The sequence below is a fragment of the Rhizobium giardinii bv. giardinii H152 genome, assembly GCF_000379605.1.
GTDB classification, from domain to species: domain Bacteria; phylum Pseudomonadota; class Alphaproteobacteria; order Rhizobiales; family Rhizobiaceae; genus Pararhizobium; species Pararhizobium giardinii.
This window is the reverse complement of sequence record NZ_KB902735.1, coordinates 40,635-67,597: the sequence shown is the minus strand read 5'-3', so window position 1 is coordinate 67,597 and position 26,963 is coordinate 40,635. Positions and strand designations below refer to the sequence as shown.

Sequence of the window (26,963 nt, the reverse complement as noted above, 5' to 3'; positions counted from 1 at the left end):
CCTCTCGATTATCGCGCAAGTCCCTGTGATCCATAGTCCGCCCAACGAAACCCAGCGGCGGCCCGGAGGATCCTGTGAGCCGCCGCCAACCCAAGCCCGGCCTCCCACGGGCGACCAAAGGTGCTCCCATGCCTCTTGCCCTCTATGCACTGACGATCGCGGCCTATGCGATCGGAACCACCGAATTCGTCATTGTCGGCCTGTTGCCGACGGTTGCCACCGATCTCGCCATCACCTTGCCGCTCGCCGGGCTGATCGTGTCGATCTATGCGCTCGGCGTCACTTTCGGCGCGCCGATCCTCACCGCCCTGACCGGCCGGATCGAGCGCAAGCCGCTGCTTCTCGGCCTGATGATGCTGTTCATTGCCGGCAACACGTTGTCTGCACTCAGCCCCTCCTATGAAATGCTGCTCGTCGCCCGCATCCTCTCCGTTCTCCGTCGGCGCGACCATTGCCGCCGATCTCGTGCCGGCCAACCGCCGTGCCTCGGCCATCGCGCTGATGTTCATGGGGCTGACGGTCGCCATCGTCACCGGCGTTCCGCTCGGCACCGTCATTGGCCAGACCTTCGGCTGGCGCGCCACCTTCTGGGCCGTCGCAGGGCTTGGCGCGATCGCGCTGACCGCAATCGCCGCGCTTTTGCCGTCAACGCTGTCCAAGGCGGCCCCGGCCAGCATTCTCGATCAGGTCCGCGTGCTCGGCTCGGGCCGCCTGCTCCTCGTCTTCGGCATGACGGCGCTCGGCTATGGCGGCACCTTCGTCACGTTCACCTTCCTTGCGCCGATGCTTGAAGAGGTCACCGGCTTTGCCGCCTCCTCCGTCAGCCTGGTGCTCGTGCTCTATGGCCTTGCGATCGCTGCAGGAAACATCGTCGGCGGCCGCATCGCCGACCGCAATCCGGTGAAGGCGCTGACCATTCTGTTTGCCGCCCAGGCTGCCGTGCTGGCGCTGTTCACCCTCACCTCGGTCTCGGCGATCCCTGCCCTGATCACGCTTGCTGCCCTTGGCTTTCTGTCCTTTGCCAACGTGCCCGGCCTGCAGCTCTATGTCGTGCAGTTGGCCAAGCAGCACCGCCCCGGTGCCGTCGATGTCGCCTCGGCACTCAACATCGCCGCCTTCAATCTCGGCATTGCCGCCGGCGCCTGGATCGGCGGCCTGGTGGTCGCCTCGCCGCTCGGCCTGCAGGCGACGCCATGGGTGGGTGCAATTCTTGTTGCCGGCGCGCTGGTTCTCACCCTGATCAGCAGCATGCTGGATCGCAGGCCGGAGCCCGTTGCCCAGACCGCCTGACGGAAAAGCGGCCCCGCAGAGGCTGGCTTGACCCGATCCACGCCTGCCACATCTATAGGCCTGTTTCATTCAAAACGCCCGGCAGTGCAGGCCGGGCCGCCTCGAAAAGGAAAATTTCATGCAACCGATCGTCAACGCCAACGGCGCCGCCATTCCCGCCCTCGGCTTCGGCACCTTCCGCATGCCCGGCCCGGACGTGCTGCGCATCGTGCCGGAAGCCCTGAAGATTGGCTTTCGCCATGTCGATACCGCACAGATCTACGGCAACGAAGCGGAAGTCGGCACCGCCATCCAGCAGTCGGGCGTGCCGCGCGCCGATATCTTCCTCACCACCAAGGTCTGGGTCGACAATTACAGGCAAGGCGCTTTTTCGGCTTCCGTCGACGAAAGCCTGCAGAAGCTGAAAACCGACTATGTCGATCTCCTGCTGCTGCACTGGCCGGGAAGCCCGGTGCCGCTTGCCGAGCAGATCGAGCGCCTGAATGCCGTCCAGCAGACCGGCAAGGTCCGCCATATCGGCGTCAGCAACTTCAACACCCGCCAGATGGACGAGGCCGCACGGCTGAGCGCAGCACCCCTCGTCACCAACCAGGTGGAATATCACCCTTACCTCGACCAGTTGAAGGTGCTGGAAGATGCCGACCGTCTCGGCATGTCGATCACCGCCTACTACGCCATGGCCGACGGCCGCGTGCCGAGGGATCCGGTGCTCAACGACATCGGCAGCCATCATGGCAAGACCGCCGCGCAGGTGGTGCTGCGCTGGCTGATCCAGCAGCACGGCGTCGTCGCCCTGACGAAAACCGCAACGCAATCGCGGCTGGCCGAGAATTTCGGCATTTTCGATTTCGTGCTGTCGACCGACGAGATGAAGGCGATCCACCTGCTCGCCAAGCCGGATGGCCGCATCGTCAACCCGCAGGGCCTCGCCCCCGTCTGGGACGAGGCGGCCTGAGCGCCAGGCTCTTTGGGCCGCCGGAGCATGGTCCGACGGCCATTTTGCCGGACTCTAGCGGACCAGCTCGGCAACATCGGCAATCAAACCGTGCGTGTCGGCCAAGGCTGCCAGCGTCGCCCGATGCAGGTCAACCGCATGCACGACGCCCGACGGTAGCGGCAGGTCACGCGTGGCGCAGGCGTCGCCCGCGACCGTAATCGAATAATCGCGATCGCGAGCAGCACGGACGGTGGACGAGACGCAATTATGGGTCATGAACCCCGCCACGACGATTTTCGTGCCGGCCGGGCCGACGAGGGCTTCGAGATCGGTTGCGGCAAAGGCATTGGCATAGGTCTTTTCGACGACCGCCTCGCCTTCCACAGGCGCGACAGCCGGGATAAACGCGCCCCTGAACGCGCCCCGGTCGAAGAGATCGCCCGCCTCGCCCCGATGCGCGACATGAATGATCGGCGTCCCGGCCGCGCGTGCGGCCTGCAGAAGGATCGCCGCCCGCTCCAGCGCGACGTCCGCTCCAACCAGGGTCAGCGGTCCGGAAAGATATTCATTCTGGTAATCGATCAGGATCAGGGTCGCGTCCGAAAGGACGGGTGGGGTCAGGACCACACCTGCGAGCGAGAGGATCGTGGTGGCGGGCATCGTCGTATCGGTCATGAAAAAACTCCCTTGCGGATTGGAATGGCCAAGACTACCAATCTGCGCGGACACAGGGATACCCGAAATTTTCAAGGACAAAGCTGCATGAATGCAGGTTCAAACTGGGCCGATCTGGAACTTCTCGATCACATTTTGCGGCATCGCACCTTATCCGGTGCGGCAGCGGCTCTCGGCGTCGACCAGACGACAGTGTCACGACGGCTCGCCGCCCTTGAGCGCCGCATCGGCAGCGCGCTTTTCGATCGCATTGACGGCAAGCTCGTTGCCACCCCGCCGCTTTCCGGCATCATCGACCGGTTGCGGACGATCTCGCAGGAGGCCTCGCTGTCGATCGCCTCGCTGATGCGGGCGACTGCGGAACTGAAGGATCATGTCCGCGTTACCAGCGTCGGCTTCGTACTTTCAACCCTTCTCGCTCCGGCGCTCGATGTCTTTGCCAGGCAAAATCCCGGCATCAGCCTCGACTTTGTCGCCGACGATCAATCCCTGAGTTTCGAGCGGCGCGAAGCGGATATCGCGCTTCGCTTTGGCAGGACTGCAGAGCAGGACACAAAGATCCGCAGCCTCGGAACCCTGCGCTTCCATCTCTGCCGCCCGGCCGGCGTCAACGAGGAAACGGCCGGGAAGGTTGTGGTGCGCTATGGCGAGCGCCTGGCGCATGTTCCGGAAATGCAGGCGCTGGACCGGTTGCGGCCGCATGCTCGGACAGTGCTGACATCGACCCGCCTCGACGTGCTGATTGCCGCCTCGCTGGCTTTGGGTGCCGATCTGATGTTGCCGGAGAGCTTTGCACGAAAGGATGCGCGATTCGACGTGGTCGAGGAACCGAACGCCCTCGCGGAGCGCCCGCTATTCCTGCTGACGCATCCGGAGCGCGTCAAGGTGCCGGCGGTGGCGCTGACGGCCGAATGGATCGCCGAGACCGTCAAGGCCTGGCAGAACTGACCGGCGCCGGCCTGGCACCGGTGGTGTTCACGGCCGCCCCGCCTCGGCGAAGCGGCCGTGAACGGTTTCCGATATCAGACGAACTGGCTGAGGCCCGGCACCGAAGCGACGACTTCGTCGACGACGTCTGCGCAGGCCTTTTCCTTGGCATAGCCGATGGTTTCCTTGGCAAGGGCCGTAATCTCGCCGCCCGCCCATGTGGCGGGTGGAGGGTCGCAAATTGTCTGGCCCTCACATCGCAGAACCGTAAGAGGGATTTCTCACGCCGCCGGCGCGACGACCGCGACATTTATCGGCGAGCGGATCTTGAAGCCGATTGTCTCATAAAGCGCGATGGCGGCCGTGTTCGTCACATAGGCGTGGAGATAGGGCTGATCGCCCTTCGCGAAGATCTGTCCCGCGACGAACCGCGACAGCAAACGCGCAAGCCCTTTGCCGCGAACGTCGGGATGCGTGCAGACGCCGCTCAGTTCGGTGTATCCCGGCTGCTTCATCCGCTCTCCCGCCATGGCGACAAGCCGGCCATCGATCTTCACGCCCCAGAAATTGCCGAACGCCTGTGCCCGGATGGAAAACGGCCCCGGCTTCGTCAGGGTGGCGAGCGCCAGCATCTCCGCGGCATCGGCTTCGCCCAGCTGCTCGATGCGCGGGTCGGATACCAGGGGCAGGTGCTGTTCGGCCGTCATCTGGACGAGATCGGCGGTGGAGAGGATCTGAAGGCCGCGTGGCAGAACGATTTCGTTTGCCTCTGCCAGCAGAAGTATTTCGTCGCGGGCCGCAAGCCGGCCGAGCGCTTCGAGGCTCTCCGGCCGGTCGTCGCGAGCAGCGGCAAAGGCGCTGACGGATGGCTGATAGCGTCTTGCCAGGGGACTGCCTTCGGCAAGGGCCGCATGGCGGGTCGCCAGGGCACTCCAGATCGGCCGGTCGAGGATATGGCTCATCTCAACACCCGTTTGTTTCAAGGTTTCGGTTCACGCCGGTTGAGCGGCAGAGCGGCAAGCCCGTCTTCGATCGCTGCCAGTTGATCCAGCAGCGGACCATCGAGCTTGCCGCAGAGATCGGCGACAGCCGCTTCGATGCGCGGCCAGATCGCCTCTTTTGCTTCATCCACCAGCCGCTGGCCCTGCGCCGTAAGGCTGACGAGCTTGCGGCGCTGATCATCCGGCGCCGGTTCCGCGCGCAGCACTCCGAGATCGACGAGTTGCGCGATGCTGCGGGTGACGCCGGGCTGGCTCACACCCATCGCATCGGCCAAATCGCCGATCGCCAGCGGACCAAGCCGGTCGACCGCAGCGAGGAGCGGATACTGGCTTGCCGCGATTTCGACGCCCATCTCATCGATGATCTTCTGAGTGTCCGCCTGCAGGCGTTCGCCGATCCGCTTCATGCGGGTACCGAGGCTCAGGAAGCCGAAAGCACGGACGACATCTTCAGCCATATGGTCACTCCGATTTATATAACACGTTATATAACAAGGCATGTATATCGTCAAGAACGCTGTCCGACGAAGACATCGCCGTGTCGGCCATGGCAAAATCCTGTTGAGGACGAACTATCGGCGCGGCTGATTTTGAGGTGGACGAATCAGCCGGCCATTCCGATGCTGACCTCGCCAGCGCGATTCTGATCGAGTTGGCGTTTCCGGCCTTGCGAGCTTCCCGCTCTCCACCTTGACCAACTCGGGGAAAATTCAAGGGCAGCTTGCTGATCCGCTCAGGTGCGACGGGCACGGTGATGGATCTTCTCGGCCCGTCCACCGCCCGATCCGGGGCCGGGCTGGCGCTGCCTGTATTCACGGCCGCTTTCACCCTTGGGAAGCAGCCGTGAACGATCTCGAAACCGTCTTGATCAGACGAACTGGCTGAGGCCCGGCACCGAAGCGACGACTTCGTCGACGACGTCTGCGCCGGCCTTTTCCTTGGCATAGCCGATGGTTTCCTTGGCAAGGGCGGTGATCTCGCCCATGCCGAGGCCCTGCGACATCAGCTGCTGGCCGAGCGCCATGACACCGCCGCCGGCGCCGACTGCGCTCAGGAGACCGCCGAGCAGACCACCGCCATTGCCCGAGCCTTCGCCGTTGAACTTTGCGACCATTTCGGCAGCGCCGGGAATGGCCTCGATCATCTGGGCGACCGGGCCGTCGGCGGCTTCGCGCTGCAGAAAGCCGAGCATCATGCCGATGGCCTTTTCAGCCGTTGCCGGGTCGATACCGACATTGTCCGCAACGCGGGTGATCAGTTCGTTCATGGGTGATTCTCCTCGTATTTTTTGACGTTGACGTCAACGTAAATTATCTCGGCTTGAAACTCAAGCGCCGTTCGAACCGGCTGTCCACAGCGTGAACCCGACCATCGTTTCATGCCTCCGCGGCGAATACAATGCGGCCATAGGGCGCGCTCGGCCCCCGACCCGCTACAATCCTTCTGTTGCCGGTGGCAAGCACTGCTCCTATAACATCCCTTGGAAAACAATGTGATGAAACCCCGCGCCGTTCGGCGAGCCCGCGGCTTTCATCGTAAAACGGAGACAGGACCCCCATGCTCGAGGACGGGAAGCTCTACATCGGCACGAGCCGGAAGCCGGACGACACGATCAACAAGCCCGAATATCTCGATTTCAAGTTCGGCAACCGCCATGGCCTGATCACCGGGGCAACCGGCACCGGCAAGACGGTGACGCTGCAGATCCTGGCCGAAAGCTTCTCCAATGCCGGCGTGCCGGTGTTCTGCGCCGACGTGAAGGGCGACCTTTCCGGCATCGGCGCGATCGGCGAGGAGAAGGATTGGGTGAGGACAAGGGTCGAGCAGATCGGCTTTAGCGATTTCAGCTTCCAGGAATTCCCGGTGATCTTCTGGGATCTCTACGGCGAAAAAGGCCACCGCGTGCGCGCCACCGTCTCGGAGATGGGGCCGCTGCTTCTCTCCCGCCTGATGAATGCCAGCGACGCGCAGGAAGGCGTGATCAACATCGCCTTCAAGATCGCCGACGAAGGCGGCCTGCCGCTGCTCGACCTCAAGGATTTCCAGGCGCTGCTTACCTATATGGGCGAGAACGCCACCGAGCTTTCCAACAGATACGGCTTCATCTCGAAATCCTCGACCGGCTCGATCCAGCGCGAACTTCTGATCCTCGAGCAGCAGGGCGCCGAGCACTTCTTCGGCGAGCCGGCGCTCAAGGTTTCCGACATCATGCGCACGACCCGCGACGGCCGCGGCGCGATCTCGGTGCTGTCTGCCGACAAGCTGATGATGAACCCGCGCCTTTACGGCACCTTCCTGCTCTGGCTGATGTCGGAACTGTTCGAGGAACTGCCGGAGGTCGGCGATCCGGACAAGCCGAAGCTGGTGTTCTTTTTCGATGAAGCCCATCTGCTTTTCAATGACGCGCCAAAAGTGCTGCTCGAGCGCATCGAGCAGGTGGTGCGGCTGATCCGCTCCAAGGGCGTCGGCGTCTATTTCGTCACCCAGAACCCGCTCGACGTGCCGGACACGGTGCTGGCGCAGCTCGGCAACCGCGTCCAGCATGCGCTGCGCGCCTACACGCCGCGCGAGCAGAAGGCGGTAAAGACGGCGGCCGACACCTTCCGCCCCAACCCGGACTTCGACTGCGCAACGGTCATTACCAATCTCGGCACCGGCGAGGCGCTGGTCTCCACCCTCGAAGGCAAGGGCTCGCCGTCGATGGTCGAGCGCACGCTGATCCGCCCGCCCTCGAGCCGCGTCGGGCCGCTGACGGAGGCCGAGCGCGCCGACATCATGAAGATCAGCCCGGTGGCCGGGCTCTACGACGAGGATTTCGACCGGGAATCGGCCTACGAGCTTTTGGCCAAGCGCGCCGCCAAGGCGGCGGAACAGGCGCAAGCCGCGCGCGAGGCGGAAGAAGCGCCGCCAGCCTCCGGCGGCAGCCGCTGGACCCTGCCCGGCTTCGGCGACGACGAACCGGCTTCGACGCAGGCAAAGCCCCGCGCCCGCTCCGGCTACCAGCGTGAATCCGTCGCCGAAGCCGCAATGAAATCCGTCGCCCGCACCGTCGCCTCCTCGCTCGGCCGTGCGCTGGTGCGCGGCATCCTGGGCAGCCTGAAGCGGTAGCGAGCCGTCTGGTTCTGGAAACCAAAACGGCGGTTCCGGATGGAGCCGCCATTTTGATTCTGCCCAGTCATCACGAAGACGCTTCCCGACACGAAAAGCCCGGCGGATCGCTCCGCCGGGCTCTTTCTCTTGAAGCAGGCGAAGAGCCTCAGGCCAGCGTTGCCGGGATTTCAGTCGCGGTGCGCAGCGCGTGGCTGTAGGGGCAGACGATGTGGGCGGCGGCGACCAGCTTTTCGGCAACCTCGCGATCGACGCCCGGCAGGTTCACGGAAATCGACGGGCTGATGTAGAAGCCGGTGCCGTCGTCGCGCGGGCCGATGCCCACGGTTGCGGTCACGGTGGCGTCATCCGGGATCTTCACCTTTTCCTTGCCGGCGACGAACTTCAGTGCGCCGAGGAAGCAGGCGGAATAGCCGGCGGCGAAGAGCTGTTCAGGATTGGTGCCGGTGGCGCCATCGCCGCCAAGTTCCTTCGGAACGGTCAGCGTCACATCGAGGACACCGTTTTCGCTGACGGCGCGGCCGGCACGGCCACCGGTTGCGGATGCCTTGGTGGTGTAAAGAATGGGCATGGTCTGTCTCCTTGGTTCCAGGCGGTTGATTGCAGGGTAATTTGCTGTCATTTTCAATAGCGCATAATTTAATCGGACGCAATATAATTTTGCAAATTGCAAACCGACGCCAAAACTGCGAGGATACGCTGTATGACCGACGAAAATGACACGCGTAAGGACGATCTCAAGGATGGCGAGGCGCTGGCGCTTGGCCAGCAGCTCTGTTTTGCCGTCTATTCCGTGGCGCACGCGTTCAACCGCACCTACAAGCCGCTGCTCGACCGCTTCGGCCTCACCTACCCGCAATATCTCGTGCTTCTGGCGCTCTGGCAGCACGACAACATGACCGTCAAAGGCATTGGCGAGGAGCTGGGGCTGGATTCCGGCACGCTGTCGCCGCTGCTCAAGCGGCTGGAAACGGCCGGGTTCGTCAGCCGCACGCGCGACAAGGGCGACGAGCGGCAGGTGATCGTCGCGCTGACCGAAAAAGGCGTGGCGCTGAAGACTGAGGCCTTCGGGATCCTGATGGAAATCGGCAAGGCGACCGGATGCAGCATGAAGGAAGCCGCCGCCCTGCGCTCGGCGCTGCACGACCTCAACCGGCATCTCGACGAGCACAACGGCGCTTAGGGCCGCTCCATAAGTCTCAAGGAATTATGGAGCAAGGTCAAATGCTTGCCCTTCGCCGCGCGCAGCGAAGGGCGCAGAAACCGGGCGAAAAGTTTCAGATCACCAGGATCGGCGCGCCGGTGCGGACGCGGTCGTAGAGATCAATGACGTCCTGGTTGATCAGCCGCACGCAGCCCGATGAAACGGCCTTGCCGATCGATTGCCATTCCGGCGATCCGTGCAGGCGGTAAAGCGTGTCCTCGCCGTTCTGGAAGATATACATCGCCCGCGCGCCGAGCGGATTGTCGATGCCCGGGGGCATGCCGCCATTGGCGATCGAGTATTGCGCCAGTTGCGGCTGGCGGGCCACCATCTCGTTCGGCGGCTTCCAGCGCGGCCACTTCTGTTTCCACTGGATCACACCCCTGCCCGACCAGGCAAAACCCTCGCGGCCGATGCCGACGCCGTAGCGCATGGCGGAACCGTCGGACTGGATCAGATAGAGGAAGCGTTCGCCGGTATCGACGATGATCGTGCCCGGCCGCTCGCCGAACGTGTTGGGCACCTCCTGGCGATAGTAGCGCGCATCGATCTGCTCGTAGGGGACCGCCGGTATGTTGAAACCGTCATCGATTTTCGGGCCGTACATCTCGGCATAATAGGCCGATTGCGGCGGCAGGCCGCTAGGCTCCCCGCCATAGACCGGCCCCTCCAGTTCCGCTCCATAGCGCGGGTCGCTGAAACGGCCCTCCAGCGCCGGATTGCGGAAATAGGGCGCGGTTTCGGCACGAAACCGGTCGGTGTTCATCGAGGAGGTGCATCCGGCAAGGCCGGCCGAAGCCACGGCAAGCCCGGAGAGATTGAGAAATTGCCGGCGGGAGAGCGATTTGGACAGTGTCATTGAACTCTATATATGGCGTTGACGCGGATTGGCGAAGGCGCGGCCGAAGACGCCACGCAAAAATCATTGCTCCGGCAGTATCCACCGGTCCCCGCCACAAGTATGGCAATTGCGGCTGGATCGGGGCTTGCGCCGATCAAGGCTCTTCACAACTATGAGAGCGCCTGTCGACCCTGTCCAGAGCGCAACAGTGCGGCGGCGGGATCACGCCATGAGGGCAGCAAACGCGCAGGGCTTCACCGGCCGGCTGACGAAATAGCCCTGCACGTCGTCACAGCCGCTGGCCCGCAGGAAATCGACCTGCGCCTGGGTTTCCACCCCTTCGGCAATCACCGCGATCTGCAGCTTTTGCGCAAGCGAGATAATCGCACCGGTAATCGCCATGTCGTCGGCGTCGCCCGGAATATGCTGAACGAAGGATCGGTCGATCTTCAGCCGCCGGACGGGAAAGCTCTTCAGTGCGCTGAGGCTCGAATAGCCGGTACCGAAATCGTCGATGGCGAGGTGGACGCCGAGCGCCTGAAGCTCGTGCATGGTGGCGATCGCCGCGCCGACATCCTGCATGATCAGGCTTTCGGTCAGCTCCAATTCGAGATACCGGGCCTCCAGCCCGCTTTCCTCAAGCGCTTCCGCCACCCGCGACACCCAGTTGCGTTCGCGGAACTGGCGGGCGGACACGTTGACGCTGACGACGATGGGCGGCAGGCCTGCGTCCTGCCAGGCCTTGTTCTGCCGGCAGGCCTCGTTCAGCACCCAGTCTCCGATCGGCACGATCAGTCCTGTTTCCTCAGCCAACGGGATGATGTCCGCCGGCGAGACAAGGCCCCGCTCGGGGTGCTGCCAGCGCAAGAGCGATTCGGCGGCGAAAATCCTGCCGGTCTTCAGGTTCATCTCCGGTTGATAGTGCAACACGAATTCGCCGCGCGCGACGGCATCACGCAGTTCCTCGTGCCGCCGCAGCTTTGCGCGCACCTTCGCCGCCATTTCGGCGTCAAACAGTTGCAGGTTGTTGCGGCCGACTTCCTTGGCCCTGTACATGGCCGAGTCGGCGTTGGCCAGCAGTTCGGTTGCCGTCTGGCCATGATCGGGATAACAGACGACGCCCATGCTGCAGCTGACCTGCAGGCTGCGCCCCGAAAGAACGAGCGGAGCGCCGATCGCTGCGCGAATGGTCTCGAGCCGGGAGGTTACGACGCCGCTATCCGGCGGCAGGCCGGTCAGCAGAATGATGAATTCATCGCCGCCGACACGCACGATCATGTCCGACTTGCGCACGCAGTCCAGCATGCGGCCGGCGGCGATACGCAGGAGTTCATCACCGGCGTGATGACCCATCGTATCATTGATCAGCTTGAAATTGTCCAGATCGAGAAAGGCGAGCGCCACCCACTGGCCGGTGATGCGCGCCTGTTGCAGGGCGGTGGCGACGCAGCTATCGAACAACACCCGGTTCGGCAATCCGGTCAGCGCGTCGTGATGCGCCATGAACTGGATGCGCTCTTCCGATTGCTGGCGCTCGATGGCGATGCCGGCCAGATGCGCCGCCATCGAAATCAGTTCGTTCTGTTCCGCCGACGGAAGGCCGACCTTATGGGAATAGAGCGCGAAGGTTCCAAGCACCTTGCCTTGATAGGACATGATCGGCATCGACCAGCAGGAGCGATAACCGAAGGGCCGCACTAGATCGGCAACATCCTCCCAGAGGGGATCGGACAGGATATCGGCGACGAAGACCGGTTCGCCGCGCCAGGCGGCCGTGCCGCAGGACCCGACCTTCGGGCCGATGGCGGTGCCGTGGACCGCCGCGCAATAGGCATCGTCGAGGCCGGGCGCTGCCCCCGTCAGAAGATGCCGGCCGTCCTCCGAAAGAAGCAGGATGGACCCGATGATGCCGGGCAGATGCGCCTCGATCAGCAGGATCAGCTCCTTGAAGAAATCAGCGAGCGGCGTGCTCTTGGCGATCATCTCCAGCAGCCGGGCCTGGCCGAGCAGCAGCCTTTCGGCCTTCTTGCGGTCGCTGATATTGCGCGAGACGCCGACGATGCCGATGGTTACGCCCTGCTTGTTGCGCAGCGGCACCTTGGAGGTCATCAGCCAGCGCTCGTAGCCCTTGTCGATGAACGCCCGCTCCTCCATTCCGAAGATCGGGCTGCCCGTCGCGATGACCTGCCGTTCCGCTTCAACCGTTTTGGCGACCATGTCGTGCGGATGCAGGTCGTAGTCGGTCTTGCCGACGAGTTCCTCCATTTCCGTGAAGCCATTGTCGATGACGGTTGCGCGGTTGGCGATCAGGAACCGGCCTTCGAGATCCTTGGCGTAGATGTAATCAGGAACGTGATTGACCATCGTCTCGAGCCAATAGTGACGGTCGTCTGTCTGGGAGGTAAACAAGCGTGAGACTTCCGCCGCCAGACGCTGGCCCGCGGCCATCAGGCGTTGCGTGTCGTCATTGCTGGCGACGTTGGCGCCGCTGTCCCTGCGAGAGTAATCCAAGTTCTTCGTCAAGCAAGCCTCCGCGGACAGGTTCACCGTCCAAGCCGTCTTCCTGATTTCTCGCCCCGATTACTACCAGCCAGAGGTTATCCTTTGCTAAAGAAGTATTTTCAAATGGAGGAATACTGCTGCTGTCTTGCTGAATTTCAATGCTTCGTCCAGTCTGCCCGCACAATTCGTAGTATTTCGGCACGGCCGACAATGGCATGTTTCATGCACTGCCGACGCAAAGGATTTGCAATGCTGAATCGACGCCTGCTTCTGTCTTCGATCGCCTCAACGCTTTGTTGCACGGCGGCAGGCCCTTGCCTGGCTGCAAAACTGAAACCGGCGCAGGATGGCCTGCGGGGTACGATCGATATTTCCGGCTACGGCGTCGGTCCCGATGCCGCCGCGGATCAAAGCGAGGCGTTCAACCGTCTCCTGCAGGAGGCGGCGGCCCGTGGCATGCCTGTCTTTCTCCCGGCCGGCGACTATGTGCTGTCCGGCATCACCCTGCCCGACGATCTCTGGCTGAGCGGCGTGCCCGGCCGGACGCGGCTGGTCCATGCCGGCAGCGGCGGGTTTCTGAGCGGCGAAGGGCTGGGGCGGCTGACGCTGTCTGATCTGGTTTTCGACGGTGGCGGCAAGGCTCTCGGAGATGAGACCCAAGGGCTGATCAACCTACGTGGCGTCGCCAATCTGGCGATCGAAAACTGCGCCATCATCGGCTCATCGAAACACGGCATCCATGCCGAGCATTGCGGCGGCCGGATCGACGGCAACGGCATCTCGCAGGCTGCCGGCAGCGGCATCTATGCGGTCGAAAGCGAAAAACTCTCGATCAACGCCAACACCGTTGTCGACTGCGGCAATGGCGGCATCCTCGTGCATCGCTGGAAGGCTGCGGAAGACGGTACGATGGTACACGGCAATCGGGTGTCCCGCATAGGTGCCCGGGATGGCGGAACGGGCGAGAACGGCAACGGTATCAATGTGTTCCGCGCGGCAAACGTGATCGTAACGGACAACCACATCTCCGATTGCGCCTTTTCCGCCATCCGCGCCAACAGCGCCACCGATGTCCAAATCATCGGCAACCAGTGCCTGCGTTCCGGCGAAACGGCCATCTATTCCGAATTCGGTTTCCAGGGCGCGATCGTCACCGGCAACCTGATCGACGGTGCCGCCAACGGCATCCTGATTGTCAATTTCAACGAGGGCGGCAGGCTGGCGGTCGTCAGCGACAACATCATCCGCAACCTGAATGTTGATGGCCCCTATGTTCACGACGGCGCCGGTTTCGGCCTCGGCATCGCCGTGGAGGCGGACACGACCGTGACCGGCAACGTCATCGAGAACGCGCCGAAATGGGGGCTGATGTTCGGCTGGGGGCCTTATCTGCGCGATGTCGTTGCGACCGGTAATTTCGTGCGAAATGCCGGCGGCGGCTGCGCCGTCACGGTGGTCGAAGGCTCGGGCACCGCGCTGATCGCCAACAATCTGTTTCATGATGTCAGGGAGGGAGGCGTCCTCGGCTATCGCTGGAACGAGAAGGTCACGGGCGATCTTCTCAGGAGCGGAAGCGAGGGCTTCGCGCATCTCACTCTTTCCGGCAACCGGCTCGGCTGAAAACATCAAAAGATTTCATGGCTGACATCAGCGCCGGCGGCTTCAAGCGCGGACGAGCCTGACGTACCCTGCCGTGAATTTCAGCCAAAGGGGAATAGCCATGCTGACGATCTATGGCGTCTACTGCTCGCGCGCCTCGCGCAACTACTGGATGGCGGAAGAGCTGGGCATTCCGTTCAAATCGGTGCCGGTCATCCAGGCGCGGCTGGTCGCCGATCCGCTGGCGCTCGACGCCCGGCTCAACACGAAATCTGCGTCGTTTCTCGCCGTCAACCCGATGGGCAAGATCCCGGCCATGGACGATGACGGTCTCGTGCTGACGGAATCGCTGGCCAACAATCTCTACCTCGCGCGCAAGCATGGCGGGCCGCTCGCGCCCGCCGATCTGCGCGAGGAAGGCGAGGTGCTGGCCTGGACGCTCTGGGCGGCGACGGAGGTCGAGCCCCATACGGTCAAGATCGTGCTGACCTACGATAATGCCCGGGAGGAAACGCCGGAGGGCAAGGCTATCATCGAAACGTCGGTCAAGGGGCTGGAGCGGCCGCTGGCGCGGCTGGAAGCGCATCTGCAAACGCAGGACTACGTCGTCGGCAGTCGCTTCACCGTCGCCGATCTCAATCTTACGGAAGTGCTGCGCTACGCCATGAGCGAGACCTATCTCTTTGACCGGCATCCAAGGATCAAGGCTTGGCTCGCCCGCTGCCACGCCCGGCCGGCCTTCAAGACGATGATGGCCGGACGGCGCAAGGAGGCGGAGGCCGCCTGACCCTCCGCGCTTTGCAGCAATGACGACCGGCCAGTCGTGCTCCACGTCAGGCCGTCAGTCCTGCACTGCCGAACACGGCTTCGGCCCACGCGTATAAATCTGATCGTCACCGCTCGCCTTTCGCACTGCCGCGGCGGGGACGCGAGGTACTTTTTCGACGTGCCGCGCAACCACTTGCCTTCGTCGCATCTGCCGTCTGCAGACGACCGCGAGAGGGCAAGCCCAGACCTCGGTCGATCGCTCGCCGGAAAGCGCCGTGCCCGCCCCATCATTGCCGCCACGGAGCCTGAAGTTCCGACCTGCGGGGTCCGATCATGACGGCCTGTCGCGAAAACACTATTGTCACTACAGCCATCGAATCACCCTATTTCTACCGAACGCTACATACTCCAACTTCTGCATCGAGACATGATGAGTTACGTACACCATTCAAACCTGAGCATGGCGAACGCAGAAGCGGACGAGTTGACGGAACGCTATGCACTGTGGAAAATGCCAGCCATCGTCGAGCCTCTTCGCCCGGATGATCGCATTTCAATCGATTGCAGGTGTCGCTCCGTTCGGACGAAGCCGCATGAGGCGGTACGCTACACCGCTTGGCAAAGCCATTGCCGATCCGGCATGAAACTGATCGCAAACACCCCGCCGGATCTGGTCGTCCTGTTTCTCCAATCTTCCGGTGCGCTGGAGTTGGATGATGGGCGGGAGCGGCATTTTCTGACCTCGGCTACCGGCTTCGTCGCCCCCATGCCGCGGATCGAGACTCTCGTCTTCCATGAGAACCGGAGCCATTTGGCCATTGCGTGGCAAAAATCGATGCTCGTCGGCGTGCTCAGCGAATTGATCGACGCACCCGTGACCGGCGATCTTGAAATAACTGGCAAGCTTGATCTGACAACGCCCCACGGCTCCCGGATTGCGATGCTTAGCCGTCTTATCTGGGACTATCTCGACACGAATGCCGGCGACAGTTTTTCGCCGGCCGCCCCCGATCTGTTGGTTCGGGCCTTGATGCTGCTTGTCCTGCAAAACGTGCCCCACAACTACCACGAGCGGTTGACGGGACCGGTCTCTCCGGCAATACCGCGAAAACTGAAGCGGGCTATCGAGTATATGCACGCCAACGCAGCGTCGCCAATGACGGTTTCGGAAATCGCGCGCGAGGCGGGAACGACGGTACGGTCGCTGCAGACGGCTTTTCAGCAGTTCAAGGACATGACGCCGTCAGACTATTTGCGCGCCATTCGCCTGGAGGGCGTCCGCAAAGCACTGCTGAGTGGGAGGGATGTGCTATCGATCGCCGACATAGCCAGGAATTGGGGCTTCCTTCACATGGGGCGCTTTGCGGCGATCTATCATCAGTCGTTCGGCGAGATGCCCTCCGAGACCATGCGACGGCAGGGGAGAAGCAACTAGCTGTCGAAGCGGACGCCGCTTGTCCGACAGGCGGCGCCGGGAGGCTCCTCAGGCAAAGCCGAGACGCAGCATGCTCTCGGCAATCTCCTCGCGCACCCATTGCTTGAAGGCGGAAACCGTCTTCGTTTCGCGGCGTGAGGGCGGCGTCACGAAATAATGCGCAAAACCCGTCTTCACCCGGACTGGGTATGGCACCGCCAAGCGCCCCTCGATGATCGAATAGCCGGCGAGCGTCTGCCAGGCGAGCATCACGCCCTGGCCGGCAATTGCGGCGTCGAGGCAGAGCGATGCGTCGTTGAACACGTGCCGCGCGACCATCTTCTCGCCCGAAAGGCCGACTTCGCACAGCCAGGTTTCCCAACTGAACATCGAGCGGCCGTCGATCACCGCCGGAACGCCCAGAACATCCCTCGGTTCCTTTAGTTTTTCTGCAATAGCCGGACAGCAGACCGGGAAGATCTCCTGCTCCAGCAGCAATTCGGCCTTGACGCCCGGCCAGTTGCCCGACCCGACCCGGATGCCGACATCGACGCCGGCGCTTTCCAGATTGACCAGAGCTGTCGTCGCATCGATGCGCAGGCGGATATCCGGATGTTTCTCGGTAAAATGATCCAGCCGGTGAACGAGCCAGCGTGCCGCGAACACCGGCGCAACCGAGATCGTCAGGATCGTCTCGTCGCGCCGGCGGGCCGAGGCCACCGCCTGATCGAGCATATCGAAGCCGCTGGTGAGGCGTGGCAGGAAGCTCTCGCCGTAAAGCGTCGGCACGAGGCCGCGCGGGCTGCGCTCGAAAAGGATGCGGCCGAGCTGCTTCTCCGTCTTGATGATCTGCTGGCTGACCGCGCCGATTGTGACGCCCAACTCCCCGGCAGCGGCCTGCAGCGAGCCGAGCCGCCCGGCAGCCTCGACGGCGCGCAATCCATTCAGGTGCACGGCACTCAGATCCTTCATATAGTTTTTCTATACTTGTGTCGCCGCAAACTCAATTGAAAATTGTCTTTTGGAGGAGGATTATGGCGTCATCGAAGAAGGATGGTGATGCGATGTTGAAGCTTTTCTCGATACTCGACCAGCTGCGCTCCCTACCGGCAGATGAAGAGGCGAAAGCTGCCTGGGTTTCCGACCCGCTGCGCCATCCCGACATTGCCCGCATGGACGCGCGGCAACTCGGCGACCTGCCTTTTCCCGGCCCTGCGATCCGCGCGGCGTCCCGCCAGTGCGTGGACGTCTGCCGCACCTGATCCTTGCGTTGTCGGCCTCGTCGTCCGAAACTGGCCTCGATCGTGAGGGACCCATGAGCGGCGGCCAAGAGGCGGATTTCGAGCGTGTAACGCGGCTGGCCCGGGCGGCCGGCCTTCCGGAAGTGACGCTCGGCACCAGCTACGGCACGCCGGCGCTCGAGGTCCGTGGCAAGAGTTTCGTGCGCATCAGGCAAGCGGGCATCCTCGTCGTCATGTGTGCGCTCGAGGAGAAGGAGATGCTGATGGAGGCGGAGCCCGATCTCTATTTCGAAACCGATCACTACAAGGTGTGGCCGGCCATGCTGGTCCGCCTCGCAGCGATCAACGACGCGGACCTGACGCAAAGACTTCTTGCCGCCTGGCGGCAAAAGGCGCCGAAGCGGCTTGCCGCCAGCTTCGGCCGCCTCGACGACGACGAGCGGCTTACCCCTCCAAAGCAGCGAGGACCTTCTTGACGGCCGGGCGCTCGGCCATGCGCCGGCGATGATCGAGGACCTTCGGGAAGCGTGCGGGATCGACGCCGTCGCCTTCCAGCCAGCCGGCAAGCGTGAACAGGTAGGGATCGGCGATCGAATAGGTTTCGCCCATTACCCAGGGACCGGCGAACATGTCGGTTTCGATCAGTTCGAAGCAGTCGCTCATGTTGCTCGCAACCTTCAGCGTCATCGCCTCGATCGCCGCCGGATCGTCGGCCCAGCGGCTGCCGCGGCGCTTGTGCGCATGGGCCACATGCACCGTCGAGCAGAGATAGGAATTGAACGACTGGATGCGGGCGAAGGCGAACGGATCGGACGGCACGCCGATCGGCGACCCTGGAAAGCTCTGGCCGATATAGGCGAGGATCGCCGGGGTTTCGGTCAGAACGCCGTCGTCCGTCACCAGCGCCGGCACCCGGCCTTTCGGATTGACGCGCAGGAACTCGGGCGAACGCTGCTCCTGCCGTGAGAAATCAACGCGTTGCACTTCATAGCGTGCGCCGGATTCCTCAAGCGCGATATGCGAGGCGAGCGAGCAGGTGGCCGGCGTGAAATAAAGCTTCAGCATCTCAATCTCCATCCTTTGCCGACGACAGGCCGGCTTTTCCCGGCGCAAGTGATAACAATCGCGCCGGTTGTTTGCCAGTCGGCTCGACGCCGATCACGCCATTGTGGTTACCGCACAGCCCGACCTCCGGACATCATTGTCCGCCCCCTCGATTACCGCGCGCGACCAATTCGATAGCCTGGGTTTCGCGGGGCAGCCTTCGACTGTGCTGACCGACCAGATCCGTTTCACCGAAGGCAGCTATAAGCCGAAAGCCTCGGTGACGCGGACATCGCCGACATGGATGCCGTTCCAGTTCCTCATCGAATGGTTGGCCTGGGCCATCAGGCTGGCATGCAGTTCGGGCTCGTCACGGAAGAACCGGGCGAGTGTCGCAGCCACCATCGCCTCGGCGGCACGGGTCGCGCCGTCCTCGCATTTGAGCGCAATCGCGATGCCCTGTTCGGGGATGGCAGCGCAGAACACGCCTTCGGCTCCGGTCTTGGCGAAGATGCGGCCGGGTGCCGCCTGCATCAGGCGGGTGCAGGCGCGCCTTGTGCCGGCGACGTAGAAGGGTTCGGCCATGCAGGCCTCGACCAGCCGTCTCGACGCCTTGGCGCGCACCGGCTCCAGCCCGTTGCCCGTGACCATCCTGGCAAAACCGTGCGCAAGACCCTTGAGCGGCACGGCATAAGTGGGGATCGAGCAGCCGTCGATGCCGCAATTGTCATGCGCGAGTGCCGCCCCTGTCAGGCCTTCCATCACACCGCGAATTTCACGCTGCAGCGGATGGTCATAGTTGACATAGCCGGCCGTCTCCTCGCCGCCATGGCAGCAGGCGCAGATGAAGCCGGCATGCTTGCCCGAGCAATTGTTGTGGAGTTGCGTCGGATATTTGAGCGACCGCGCCTGGGCAATGATCGTATCCTGATTGAACGACCAGTGCTCGCCGCATTCGAGCGCCGAGACATCACGGCCTGCTGCCGCCAGCATCGCGGCGGCCAGCGCCACATGCTCCGGTTCGCCGCTGTGCGACGCGCAGGCGAGCGCCAGTTCCTTGTTGCCGAACCCGTAGGCGTCGGCGGCACCCGTCTCCATCAGCGGCAACGCCTGCATCGCCTTGCAGGCCGAGCGCGGGAAGACGGCCGCATCGGTCTCGCCCAGCGAAAAGACGGTTTTACCGGAACCATCGACGACAACCACCATGCCACGATGACGGCTCTCCACCAGATTGCCACGGGTGACTTCGACAAGGACCGGGTTCGACATGCTCATGCCCTCAAAAATCCAATTTCTGCCTGTGTCTTTAGACCAAGATCGCACAACACAAAACCCGGACCCGCCCATGAAATTCCTGCGCAGGCTGCTTCTCGCCTTGCTGTTCATCTATCTGCTGCCGGCACTCTCTTCAGCCGGATGGTGGTACGTCAAGGAACGGCCGGGAAGCTGGCGGGAGGCGGACTGGTCGTCGGCCAAGATTTTGCCGAGCCCGACCGGCGACAAGGCGGCGGCGATCTATGTTTTCTCCGCCACCACCGGCGGCATGAAGGGCGCCATCGCCAGCCATTCCTGGATCGTCATCAAGGGAGAGGGCGACACAACCTATAACCGCTATGACAAGGTCGGCTGGGGTTCGCCCATCCGGCGCAATGGCTATCCGGCCGACGCCAGATGGTATTCCAACGCGCCGCACCTGGTTGTCAGCGTAAAGGGAGAGGAGGCGGCGCGGCTGATCCCGAAAATCGAGACGGCCATCCGGTCCTACCCTTATTCCAAGCCCGGTGCCTACCGCATCTGGCCCGGACCGAACTCCAATAGCTTCGTCGCCCACGTGCTGCGTTCCGTGCCGGAACTGGGCGCCGTATTGCCGCCCGATGCCGTCGGACGCGACTATCTGCCGGAAGGCAAGCTGTTTGCGATCGATGCCGACGGGCTCGACATGCATGCAACGCTTTACGGATTGCTGGGGATTTCTGCCGGCATGCGCAGCGGACTGGAGGTGCATGTGCTGGGCCTGGTCGCCGGCATCGACATCATGCGCCCGGCGGTCAAGATACCGGCGCTGGGACGGTTCGGGGTGTGAGGGCGAGAACCTACAATACCTTAACTGGCAAACAATTAACCGGCCCTCTCAAGCACTTTGGAGTTACCGCGTCGGCGACTATCGCCTGTTGTGCGAGATCATCGGCAATCGCCGAGAAATCTACCGCTGAAAACAAAAAGGGCCGCCCCAGGGCGGCCCTCCATGAGTTTTGGCCAGGTAACGGGCCCGGACCGCATCAAGGTGCGACCCGCAGGAAGGCTGGGTTCAGAACGAGGGCTGCCTCGTTTCCGCCACCACAATTCCCATGTCCGTTACGAGGTTCGAAAGCTCATTAGACACTGGATCACCTTCCTTTCTTTACGTTGAAGATGACTTCAAGGTAGTCAGATTCGTTGCGATTGCAAGGGCGGCGATCTTAGACTTTCGCTACAAGGTCATGACGATCTTGCCGATGTGGTTGCCGGCCTCCATCAGCCGGTGCGCCTCGACAACGTTCGAGAACGGCACCACGGCGTGCATGACCGGCGCGACGTCGCCCTCATCCAGCAGCGGCCAGACATTGTCGAGAAGATCGTCGCGGATCGCCTCCTTCTCGACCGCCGTGCGCGGCCGCATGGCCGAGCCCATGACATGCAGGCGCTTGCCGAGGATCGGCGCGATATTGGCTTTTTCCACCGAGGCACCGCCGAGGAAGGCGATGATCGACAGGCGGCCGTCCTTGGCGAGCGACCCGATGTTGCGATCGAAATAGGGCGCGCCGACCATATCGAGGATGACATCGACGCCGCGGCCGCCGGTTTCCTCAAGGACAACCGCCTTGAAATCCTCTTCGCGATAGTTGATTGCGCGCCGCGCGCCGAGCGAAACGCAGGCGTCGCACTTGTCCCTGGCGCCGGCGGTGACGAAAACCTCGGCGCCAAAGGCGCGAGCAAGCTGGATGGCCGTGGTGCCGATGCCGCTCGAGCCGCCATGGATGAGGATCTTCTCGCCCTCCACCAGATCGGCCATCTGGAAGACATTGGCCCAGACGGTGAAGAAGGTTTCCGGCAGGGCGGCGGCGCGGGCGGCGTCATAGCCCCTCGGCCAAGGCAAGGCCTGCGTCGCCGGCAGGGCGCAGAATTCGGCATAGCCGCCGCCATTGGCCAAACCGCAAACCTTGTCTCCGATCGTAAAACCCTCGGCGCCCTCGCCCAAGGCCACCACTTCACCGGCAACCTCGAGCCCGAGGATCGGGCTTGCACCTGGCGGCGGCGGATAGTGGCCCTGCCGCTGCAGCACGTCCGGGCGATTGACGCCGGAAGCCTCGACCCGAATCAGCATGTCGCCGGGCCTGATTTCAGGCAGCGGGCCGCGCGCCAGTACCATCTTTTCCGGGCCGCCCGGAGACGGAAGATCGACATAGGTCATTTCGGTCGGCAGGGTCACGGCCTTGTCCTCGCATTCTTCATGGCGATGTATCTAGCGCGGGAACGCAGAACGGCAAAGCCGTGTTTTGGCCGCCGGCATCGCCTGCGGCACAATGAGATAATGCGGCAAAACGATAGCGGCCCGTTTTCTTTTTCAGCCGTCGCGGGCGGCGATCAGGACCCCGTGCCACCGAACGTATCGAAGACCAGACCTGTTTCGCTTTCCTTTGCCCGGCTCTTGATTTCGGCGATGCGGGCGCTGACGGCCTGGGCATCGGAAAAGACAAAACCTTCCGGCAGGATCAGCACGGCGATCGAGCAGCGCATCAAGGGGAAGATCGTCGGTTCGCCACCGCGGCCATGGCCGGTCATGTAGCCTGCCTGCTGATGTTGCTGGGAATAGAGCTGGCGAACGTCGCTGCGGAACTCGGACAGAACCCGCGTCAGCACAGCACCCACCTCCTCCTGCGTTGAGCCACGGACGCCGATGAAGAAATCATCGCCGCCGACGTGGCCCAAAAACTTTTCCTCGCCGATGAAATGCCGACGCATCAGGGCGGCAAACAGCGAGATGGCGAGGTCGCCTTTCTGGAAGCCGTAGTGATCGTTGAAAGGCTTGAAGCTGTCGAAGTCGCAATAGCAGAAATAGCGGGCTTCATCGCCGTCGAGCACCGCGTCCTGCACGTGGTCGCGGATGGCGCGGTTCCCGGGCAGGCCGGTCAGAGGGTTCTGTTCCTGGGCATTTTTCAATTGCTTTTCGCTGATGATCTTCAGAAGCGACGCGGCCGACAGCACGCCGGCATAGCGCATGTTCTCCGTCAGGATGACGCAGTCGCTGCCGTCCATGCCGGCAAAGATCTTCAGCATCTCGTCGGCCGGCGTTTCCAGATCGGCTATCGGCGCCGGACTGACGAAATGCGAGATGTGGCGCTGGTACATATGGTTCTTCAAAAGGTCGCGGCCGAAGGGGTGATAGATCATCTCCTTGACGTGATACTCATGCAGGACGCCGCGCGGCTCGCCATTGGCGTTGAGCACCGGAAAGAAACTGCGCTGCGGCGAGCGCCGGAACAGTTCGAACACCGAGTCCAGATCGTCGTTCTCGCGCAGCGCCGGAACCTGCTCGATCTGTTTACGGATGAGGATGCTGTCGAGCGAGGTCGAGTGGCGGCGGGCGCCGGCGCTCTGTTCCAGATGCGGATAGGCGGGCTGCAGATCGGCGAAATGCACCGTCGGGCGGGCGACGAAATAGCCCTGGACGAGATCGCAGCCAAGATCGCGGCAGGTGGCGAATTCCGCCGCCGTCTCGACGCCCTCGGCAATGACGCGGGTGCCGAGCACATGGGCGGTATTGACCGTATGGCGCACGAGATGGCGCTTGCGCGGGCTGGCCTCGATGCCGCAGATGAAATGCCGGTCGATCTTCACATAGTCCACCGGCTGGTCGCAGAGCAGCTTCAACCCATTGAATCCGACGCCGAAATCGTCGATCGCCAGCTTGAATCCGGCAAGCCGCAGGCGTTTCATCAGCCCTGAAAAATCCGGCATCGTGCCGCTGTCGAAGCGCTCGGAAAGTTCAAAACAGATCGACGACGGCGGGATGTTGGCGCGCTTCAGGTGAATGCCGAGCCGCTCGACGAGATCGCCCTCCAGCCCGATCAGGCGGCTGTCGAAATTGACGAACAGGGTCCGTGAAGCGAAATCCGGCAGGCTGGCGAAACCGGCGAAGGCGCGGGTGTTGATCATGTGTTCCAGCGCCAGGAGTTGCCCCGCCGCCTCCGCCTTGTCGAGCAGTTCGAGCGGCGACTTGAAGCCCAGCCGTTCGAAGCCACGCATCAGGGTTTCGTAACCGAAAACGGCACCGGTGGCGATCTCGGCAATCGGCTGGAAGGCGTTCTCGATCGCGAGCTTCGCCAGGTTGACGATCTGATCGTCGCCGAAGCGGCGCAGGGAAAGCATTTCGGCGGCGGACATGCGCGGACTCCGGATCGGAAAACAAGATTGCGCAAAAGATCGCTTCCGGGCTTAAATTTTCCGTTTCCCCTGCGTGACAGTTTTGTGAAAGTTCAATGACCGCCGCAAGTTAGCCGCGAGGCACTATCCCTTCTTCAAGCGACAAAAAACCACCGTCAGCCCTTGGCGAGAACACCGAACGCGATCAAGGCAAGGCCCTGCATCACCAGGTCGATGGCGAGGAACAGGCCGAGGATCCACAGGCTGTTGACCGGCCAGCCGGCGGCGATGACGAGGCCCGCCAGCGCCGTGACCACGCCGCCGAGCGCAATCCATCCCCAGCCCTTGAGCGGCCGCAGATTGAAGGCGGACCAGATGCGGAACCCGCCGGCAACCATCAGCGCCACCGCCATCAGCAAGGTAAGAACCGCAGACGCCAGGAGCGGATTGAGAAAGGCGAAAACACCGGCGACGGTGTAACAGCCGCCGCTGAGGATCCAGTACATCACCCGCTCCCATCCCCTGACGCGGAAAGCCTGGGCGAGATGCAGCAGGCCGCCTGCCAGCATGACGATGCCGACGGTGTAGACGGAGGCGACGGTGGCAGCGAGCACATTGCCGAAGGCGATCCCGCCGCCCATGATCATCAGCACGCCGAGCGCCACGAACCATCCCCATTTTTCGCTGGCAGCCTGTTTTCCGGTGGGGTCGAATGCCTGAGCCATAAAGCAACCTCCAATTATCCATGGGCGATCATGCGAGCTTAACTAGAGCGGCATTCTACGACTAAATCAAAGGGAAAGATTTGGAATATTTTTATTGATTGACAGATCAATCAAAAATACACTGCCCACATAAAGAGGGGTCGAGAATGCCGAAAATCGGGATGGAACCGGTACGCCGCAAGGCTCTGGTGGACGCAGCGCTTCGCGTGATCGGCGATCAGGGCACGCTGGCGGTCACGATGTCGGATATTGCTCGCAACGCCGGCGTTTCGGCGGCGCTTGCGCACCATTATTTCGGCAGCAAGGAACAACTGCTCACCGAGACGATCCGCTCTCTTCTGAAGCAGTTGCGCGCCGATGCAGTGACGGCGCTCGCGGCAGCGAAAACCGCGCGCGAACGGCTCTCGGCCATCGTCCGCGTCAGCTTCCACGCCGACCAGTTCGCGCCGGAAACGATCGCCGCCTGGCTGGCCTTTTATTCCGAAGCCCAGTGTTCGGACGAGACCCGGCGTTTCCTCGTCATCTATGCCCGCCGGTTGCGGTCGAATCTGGTGGCCAACCTGAAGGCGCTGTGTGGCGCGGATGATGCGGTGCGCGTCGCCGAGGGCACCGCTGCGATGATCGACGGGCTCTATATTCGCCGGGCGCTCGGTTCCTCGCCGGTGACGGCGGAAGCCTCCATCGCCCTGACCGACGACTACATCACGCTCAACCTGAATGCACTTGCCAGGCAAGGATACGCTGCATGACTGCTCGCCGGCCGAACATCCTGATCATCATGGTCGACCAGCTGAACGGAAAGTTCTTTCCGGACGGCCCGGCGGAGTTCCTGCATGCGCCGCACATGAAGGCGCTCGCCAGACGCGCCGCGCGCTTTCGCAACAACTACACCTCCTCGCCGCTCTGCGCCCCTGCCCGCGCCTCCTTCATGGCCGGTCAATTGCCGAGCCGCACGCAGGTCTATGACAACGCGGCCGAATACGTCTCCTCGATCCCGACCTATGCGCATCACCTGCGCCGGGCCGGCTATTACACGGCACTGTCCGGCAAGATGCACTTCGTGGGCCCGGACCAGTTGCACGGCTTCGAGGAACGGCTGACGACGGACATCTATCCGGCCGATTTCGGATGGACGCCGGATTATCGCAAGCCGGGCGAGCGGATCGACTGGTGGTATCACAATCTCGGCTCCGTCACCGGCGCGGGCGTCGCCGAGATCACCAACCAGATGGAATATGACGACGAGGTGGCCTTCCTCGCCAACCGGAAGCTCTACCAGCTTTCGCGCGAGCAGGACGATGCGAACCGGCGTCCCTGGGCGGTGACCGTCTCCTTCACCCACCCGCACGACCCCTATGTGGCGCGCCGCAAATTCTGGGATCTCTACGAGGGCTGCGAGCATCTTGCGCCCGAGCTTGGCGCGATTTCCTTTGCCGAACAGGACCCGCATTCGCAGCGCCTGATGCTCGCCTGCGACTACCAGAGCTTCGCCCTGACGGAGGAAAACATCCGCCGTTCGCGCCAGGCCTATTTCGCCAATATCTCCTATCTCGACGAGAAGGTCGGCGAGCTGGTCGACACGCTGACCCGGACGCGGATGCTGGACGACACGCTGATCCTGTTCTGCTCGGACCATGGCGACATGCTCGGCGAGCGCGGCCTCTGGTTCAAGATGAGCTTCTTCGAAGGCTCTGCCCGCGTGCCGTTGATGATCGCCGGTCCCGGCGTTACACCCGGCCTGCATCTGGCGCCCGTCTCCAATCTCGATGTGACGCCGACGCTGTGCGATCTCGCCGGCATTTCGATGGACGAGATCATGCCCTGGACCGACGGCGAGAGCCTCGTGCCGGTCATCAACGGCGCCGAGCGCGTCACGCCGGTCTTGATGGAATATGCCGCCGAAGGCTCCTATGCGCCGCTCGTCTCGATCCGGGAGGGCAAGTGGAAATATGTCCATTGCGCGCTCGATCCGGACCAGCTTTTTGATCTCGATGCCGATCCGCTGGAACTCACCAATCTTGCCAGAGATCCCACCGATTCGGTGATCAAGGCGACGCTCGACGCCTTCCGGCAGATGCGAGAGGCGCGCTGGGACATGGATGCCTTCGACGCTGCAGTCCGGCAGAGCCAGGCACGGCGCTGGGTGGTCTACGAGGCCTTGCGCAACGGCGCCTATTATCCCTGGGACCACCAGCCGCTGCAGAAGGCGTCCGAGCGCTACATGCGCAACCACATGAATCTCGACAATCTCGAAGAATCCAAACGCTTTCCGCGAGGGGAATAA

General features: G+C 62.8%; 26 protein-coding genes and 1 pseudogene. 13 read left to right on the top strand and 14 right to left on the bottom strand.

The window, feature by feature from the left end:
* Positions 1–128 precede the first annotated feature (128 nt).
* Together A3AY_RS36580 and A3AY_RS0130550 are read left to right on the top strand one after the other, a co-directional pair.
* Positions 129–1,290 (top strand): annotated as a pseudogene (locus A3AY_RS36580) (MFS transporter).
* 118 nt (positions 1,291–1,408) lie between these two features.
* A complete protein-coding gene (locus A3AY_RS0130550; RefSeq protein WP_018329468.1) occupies positions 1,409–2,245 on the top strand; it encodes an aldo/keto reductase in 837 nt (278 codons plus the stop codon).
* A 54-nt stretch (positions 2,246–2,299) separates the two neighbouring features.
* On the opposite strand, the gene A3AY_RS0130545 is transcribed toward A3AY_RS0130550, so the two are convergent.
* Complete coding sequence (locus tag A3AY_RS0130545) at positions 2,300–2,902, bottom strand: cysteine hydrolase family protein (RefSeq protein ID WP_018329467.1); 603 nt, start codon at positions 2,900–2,902, stop codon at positions 2,300–2,302.
* 87 nt (positions 2,903–2,989) lie between these two features.
* Here A3AY_RS0130545 and A3AY_RS0130540 point away from each other — a divergent pair, with 87 nt between their 5' ends.
* Entirely contained in the window at positions 2,990–3,850 is an 861-nt protein-coding gene (locus A3AY_RS0130540) for a LysR family transcriptional regulator (protein WP_018329466.1), read from the top strand.
* Between the two features lie 260 nt (positions 3,851–4,110).
* Here the strand turns inward: A3AY_RS0130540 and A3AY_RS0130535 are convergent, their stop codons facing one another.
* From A3AY_RS0130535 to A3AY_RS0130520, 4 genes are read right to left on the bottom strand one after another with little or no spacing between them, the layout of a single operon-like run.
* A complete protein-coding gene (locus A3AY_RS0130535) occupies positions 4,111–4,791 on the bottom strand; it encodes a GNAT family N-acetyltransferase (protein ID WP_018329465.1) in 681 nt (226 codons plus the stop codon).
* Between the two features lie 17 nt (positions 4,792–4,808).
* Entirely contained in the window at positions 4,809–5,288 is a 480-nt protein-coding gene (locus A3AY_RS0130530) for a MarR family winged helix-turn-helix transcriptional regulator (protein WP_018329464.1), read from the bottom strand.
* A 4-nt stretch (positions 5,289–5,292) separates the two neighbouring features.
* Positions 5,293–5,646 (bottom strand): hypothetical protein, encoded by a 354-nt coding sequence (locus A3AY_RS39495; RefSeq protein ID WP_154663352.1) that lies wholly within the window; start codon positions 5,644–5,646, stop codon positions 5,293–5,295.
* A gap of 52 nt (positions 5,647–5,698) precedes the next feature.
* Positions 5,699–6,097 carry a DUF2780 domain-containing protein gene (locus tag A3AY_RS0130520; RefSeq protein WP_018329462.1) on the bottom strand — a complete coding sequence of 133 codons (399 nt, stop codon included), beginning with the start codon at positions 6,095–6,097 and terminating at the stop codon, positions 5,699–5,701.
* A gap of 290 nt (positions 6,098–6,387) precedes the next feature.
* Here A3AY_RS0130520 and A3AY_RS0130515 point away from each other — a divergent pair, with 290 nt between their 5' ends.
* Positions 6,388–7,938, top strand: coding sequence for a helicase HerA-like C-terminal domain-containing protein (locus A3AY_RS0130515; RefSeq protein WP_018329461.1), 1,551 nt, complete (start codon positions 6,388–6,390; stop codon positions 7,936–7,938).
* Between the two features lie 148 nt (positions 7,939–8,086).
* Here A3AY_RS0130515 and A3AY_RS0130510 read toward each other — a convergent pair whose 3' ends face one another.
* Positions 8,087–8,509, bottom strand: coding sequence for an organic hydroperoxide resistance protein (locus tag A3AY_RS0130510; RefSeq protein WP_018329460.1), 423 nt, complete (start codon positions 8,507–8,509; stop codon positions 8,087–8,089).
* A gap of 132 nt (positions 8,510–8,641) precedes the next feature.
* On the opposite strand from A3AY_RS0130510, the gene A3AY_RS0130505 reads away from it, so the two are divergent.
* A complete protein-coding gene (locus A3AY_RS0130505) occupies positions 8,642–9,121 on the top strand; it encodes a MarR family winged helix-turn-helix transcriptional regulator (protein WP_018329459.1) in 480 nt (159 codons plus the stop codon).
* Positions 9,122–9,215: 94 nt separating this feature from the next.
* On the opposite strand, the gene A3AY_RS0130500 is transcribed toward A3AY_RS0130505, so the two are convergent.
* Together A3AY_RS0130500 and A3AY_RS0130495 are read right to left on the bottom strand one after the other, a co-directional pair.
* Entirely contained in the window at positions 9,216–10,001 is a 786-nt protein-coding gene (locus A3AY_RS0130500; protein ID WP_018329458.1) for a L,D-transpeptidase family protein, read from the bottom strand.
* A 204-nt stretch (positions 10,002–10,205) separates the two neighbouring features.
* Positions 10,206–12,506: an EAL domain-containing protein gene (locus A3AY_RS0130495; protein ID WP_210312561.1), complete on the bottom strand. Its 2,301-nt coding sequence runs from the start codon at positions 12,504–12,506 to the stop codon at positions 10,206–10,208.
* Positions 12,507–12,734: 228 nt separating this feature from the next.
* On the opposite strand from A3AY_RS0130495, the gene A3AY_RS0130490 reads away from it, so the two are divergent.
* The 3 genes from A3AY_RS0130490 to A3AY_RS0130480 all read left to right on the top strand — a co-directional run bounded on the left by A3AY_RS0130490 (position 12,735) and on the right by A3AY_RS0130480 (position 16,287).
* A complete protein-coding gene (locus tag A3AY_RS0130490) occupies positions 12,735–14,105 on the top strand; it encodes a TIGR03808 family TAT-translocated repetitive protein (protein WP_018329456.1) in 1,371 nt (456 codons plus the stop codon).
* A gap of 100 nt (positions 14,106–14,205) precedes the next feature.
* A complete protein-coding gene (locus A3AY_RS0130485; protein ID WP_018329455.1) occupies positions 14,206–14,871 on the top strand; it encodes a glutathione S-transferase family protein in 666 nt (221 codons plus the stop codon).
* 621 nt (positions 14,872–15,492) lie between these two features.
* On the top strand, positions 15,493–16,287 hold the full coding sequence (locus A3AY_RS0130480; protein ID WP_420830260.1) for a helix-turn-helix transcriptional regulator: 795 nt from the start codon (positions 15,493–15,495) through the stop codon (positions 16,285–16,287).
* A gap of 48 nt (positions 16,288–16,335) precedes the next feature.
* Here A3AY_RS0130480 and A3AY_RS0130475 read toward each other — a convergent pair whose 3' ends face one another.
* Complete coding sequence (locus A3AY_RS0130475) at positions 16,336–17,238, bottom strand: LysR substrate-binding domain-containing protein (protein WP_018329453.1); 903 nt, start codon at positions 17,236–17,238, stop codon at positions 16,336–16,338.
* A gap of 62 nt (positions 17,239–17,300) precedes the next feature.
* On the opposite strand from A3AY_RS0130475, the gene A3AY_RS0130470 reads away from it, so the two are divergent.
* Both A3AY_RS0130470 and A3AY_RS0130465 read left to right on the top strand, forming a co-directional pair.
* Positions 17,301–17,528 (top strand): hypothetical protein, encoded by a 228-nt coding sequence (locus tag A3AY_RS0130470; RefSeq protein ID WP_018329452.1) that lies wholly within the window; start codon positions 17,301–17,303, stop codon positions 17,526–17,528.
* Positions 17,529–17,581: 53 nt separating this feature from the next.
* Entirely contained in the window at positions 17,582–17,983 is a 402-nt protein-coding gene (locus tag A3AY_RS0130465) for an MmcQ/YjbR family DNA-binding protein (protein ID WP_018329451.1), read from the top strand.
* Here the strand turns inward: A3AY_RS0130465 and A3AY_RS0130460 are convergent.
* Together A3AY_RS0130460 and A3AY_RS0130455 are read right to left on the bottom strand one after the other, a co-directional pair.
* Complete coding sequence (locus A3AY_RS0130460; RefSeq protein ID WP_026203989.1) at positions 17,952–18,572, bottom strand: glutathione S-transferase family protein; 621 nt, start codon at positions 18,570–18,572, stop codon at positions 17,952–17,954. The two genes, A3AY_RS0130465 and A3AY_RS0130460, sit on opposite strands and share 32 nt — an antisense overlap.
* 240 nt (positions 18,573–18,812) lie before the next feature.
* Positions 18,813–19,820, bottom strand: coding sequence for an asparaginase (locus tag A3AY_RS0130455; protein WP_026203988.1), 1,008 nt, complete (start codon positions 19,818–19,820; stop codon positions 18,813–18,815).
* 76 nt (positions 19,821–19,896) lie between these two features.
* Here A3AY_RS0130455 and A3AY_RS0130450 point away from each other — a divergent pair, with 76 nt between their 5' ends.
* Entirely contained in the window at positions 19,897–20,634 is a 738-nt protein-coding gene (locus tag A3AY_RS0130450) for a DUF3750 domain-containing protein (RefSeq protein ID WP_018329448.1), read from the top strand.
* 387 nt (positions 20,635–21,021) lie between these two features.
* On the opposite strand, the gene A3AY_RS0130445 is transcribed toward A3AY_RS0130450, so the two are convergent.
* From A3AY_RS0130445 to A3AY_RS0130435, 3 genes are all read right to left on the bottom strand, one after another.
* Positions 21,022–22,020, bottom strand: a complete 999-nt coding sequence (locus tag A3AY_RS0130445; protein WP_018329447.1) for an NAD(P)H-quinone oxidoreductase — start codon at positions 22,018–22,020, stop codon at positions 21,022–21,024.
* A 155-nt stretch (positions 22,021–22,175) separates the two neighbouring features.
* Positions 22,176–23,975: a bifunctional diguanylate cyclase/phosphodiesterase gene (locus A3AY_RS0130440; RefSeq protein WP_018329446.1), complete on the bottom strand. Its 1,800-nt coding sequence runs from the start codon at positions 23,973–23,975 to the stop codon at positions 22,176–22,178.
* A 155-nt stretch (positions 23,976–24,130) separates the two neighbouring features.
* On the bottom strand, positions 24,131–24,679 hold the full coding sequence (locus A3AY_RS0130435; RefSeq protein WP_018329445.1) for an HdeD family acid-resistance protein: 549 nt from the start codon (positions 24,677–24,679) through the stop codon (positions 24,131–24,133).
* Positions 24,680–24,825: 146 nt separating this feature from the next.
* On the opposite strand from A3AY_RS0130435, the gene betI reads away from it, so the two are divergent.
* Positions 24,826–25,428: a transcriptional regulator BetI gene (gene betI, locus A3AY_RS0130430; protein WP_026203987.1), complete on the top strand. Its 603-nt coding sequence runs from the start codon at positions 24,826–24,828 to the stop codon at positions 25,426–25,428.
* Positions 25,425–26,963: a choline-sulfatase gene (gene betC, locus A3AY_RS0130425; RefSeq protein ID WP_018329443.1), complete on the top strand. Its 1,539-nt coding sequence runs from the start codon at positions 25,425–25,427 to the stop codon at positions 26,961–26,963. The genes betI and betC overlap by 4 nt, the downstream gene beginning before the upstream one ends.

What these genes read in the sequence shown, in the direction of transcription:
- A3AY_RS0130550 (WP_018329468.1), top strand. Translation starts at nt 1,409, where the DNA reads ATGCAACCGATCGTCAACGCCAACGGCGCCGCCATTCCCGCCCTCGGC.
- A3AY_RS0130545 (WP_018329467.1), bottom strand. Translation starts at nt 2,902, where the DNA reads ATGACCGATACGACGATGCCCGCCACCACGATCCTCTCGCTCGCAGGT.
- A3AY_RS0130540 (WP_018329466.1), top strand. Translation starts at nt 2,990, where the DNA reads ATGAATGCAGGTTCAAACTGGGCCGATCTGGAACTTCTCGATCACATT.
- A3AY_RS0130535 (WP_018329465.1), bottom strand. Translation starts at nt 4,791, where the DNA reads ATGAGCCATATCCTCGACCGGCCGATCTGGAGTGCCCTGGCGACCCGC.
- A3AY_RS0130530 (WP_018329464.1), bottom strand. Translation starts at nt 5,288, where the DNA reads ATGGCTGAAGATGTCGTCCGTGCTTTCGGCTTCCTGAGCCTCGGTACC.
- A3AY_RS0130520 (WP_018329462.1), bottom strand. Translation starts at nt 6,097, where the DNA reads ATGAACGAACTGATCACCCGCGTTGCGGACAATGTCGGTATCGACCCG.
- A3AY_RS0130515 (WP_018329461.1), top strand. Translation starts at nt 6,388, where the DNA reads ATGCTCGAGGACGGGAAGCTCTACATCGGCACGAGCCGGAAGCCGGAC.
- A3AY_RS0130510 (WP_018329460.1), bottom strand. Translation starts at nt 8,509, where the DNA reads ATGCCCATTCTTTACACCACCAAGGCATCCGCAACCGGTGGCCGTGCC.
- A3AY_RS0130505 (WP_018329459.1), top strand. Translation starts at nt 8,642, where the DNA reads ATGACCGACGAAAATGACACGCGTAAGGACGATCTCAAGGATGGCGAG.
- A3AY_RS0130500 (WP_018329458.1), bottom strand. Translation starts at nt 10,001, where the DNA reads ATGACACTGTCCAAATCGCTCTCCCGCCGGCAATTTCTCAATCTCTCC.
- A3AY_RS0130490 (WP_018329456.1), top strand. Translation starts at nt 12,735, where the DNA reads ATGCTGAATCGACGCCTGCTTCTGTCTTCGATCGCCTCAACGCTTTGT.
- A3AY_RS0130485 (WP_018329455.1), top strand. Translation starts at nt 14,206, where the DNA reads ATGCTGACGATCTATGGCGTCTACTGCTCGCGCGCCTCGCGCAACTAC.
- A3AY_RS0130480 (WP_420830260.1), top strand. Translation starts at nt 15,493, where the DNA reads ATGAAACTGATCGCAAACACCCCGCCGGATCTGGTCGTCCTGTTTCTC.
- A3AY_RS0130475 (WP_018329453.1), bottom strand. Translation starts at nt 17,238, where the DNA reads ATGAAGGATCTGAGTGCCGTGCACCTGAATGGATTGCGCGCCGTCGAG.
- A3AY_RS0130470 (WP_018329452.1), top strand. Translation starts at nt 17,301, where the DNA reads ATGGCGTCATCGAAGAAGGATGGTGATGCGATGTTGAAGCTTTTCTCG.
- A3AY_RS0130465 (WP_018329451.1), top strand. Translation starts at nt 17,582, where the DNA reads ATGAGCGGCGGCCAAGAGGCGGATTTCGAGCGTGTAACGCGGCTGGCC.
- A3AY_RS0130460 (WP_026203989.1), bottom strand. Translation starts at nt 18,572, where the DNA reads ATGCTGAAGCTTTATTTCACGCCGGCCACCTGCTCGCTCGCCTCGCAT.
- A3AY_RS0130455 (WP_026203988.1), bottom strand. Translation starts at nt 19,820, where the DNA reads ATGTCGAACCCGGTCCTTGTCGAAGTCACCCGTGGCAATCTGGTGGAG.
- A3AY_RS0130450 (WP_018329448.1), top strand. Translation starts at nt 19,897, where the DNA reads ATGAAATTCCTGCGCAGGCTGCTTCTCGCCTTGCTGTTCATCTATCTG.
- A3AY_RS0130440 (WP_018329446.1), bottom strand. Translation starts at nt 23,975, where the DNA reads ATGTCCGCCGCCGAAATGCTTTCCCTGCGCCGCTTCGGCGACGATCAG.
- A3AY_RS0130435 (WP_018329445.1), bottom strand. Translation starts at nt 24,679, where the DNA reads ATGGCTCAGGCATTCGACCCCACCGGAAAACAGGCTGCCAGCGAAAAA.
- betI (WP_026203987.1), top strand. Translation starts at nt 24,826, where the DNA reads ATGCCGAAAATCGGGATGGAACCGGTACGCCGCAAGGCTCTGGTGGAC.
- betC (WP_018329443.1), top strand. Translation starts at nt 25,425, where the DNA reads ATGACTGCTCGCCGGCCGAACATCCTGATCATCATGGTCGACCAGCTG.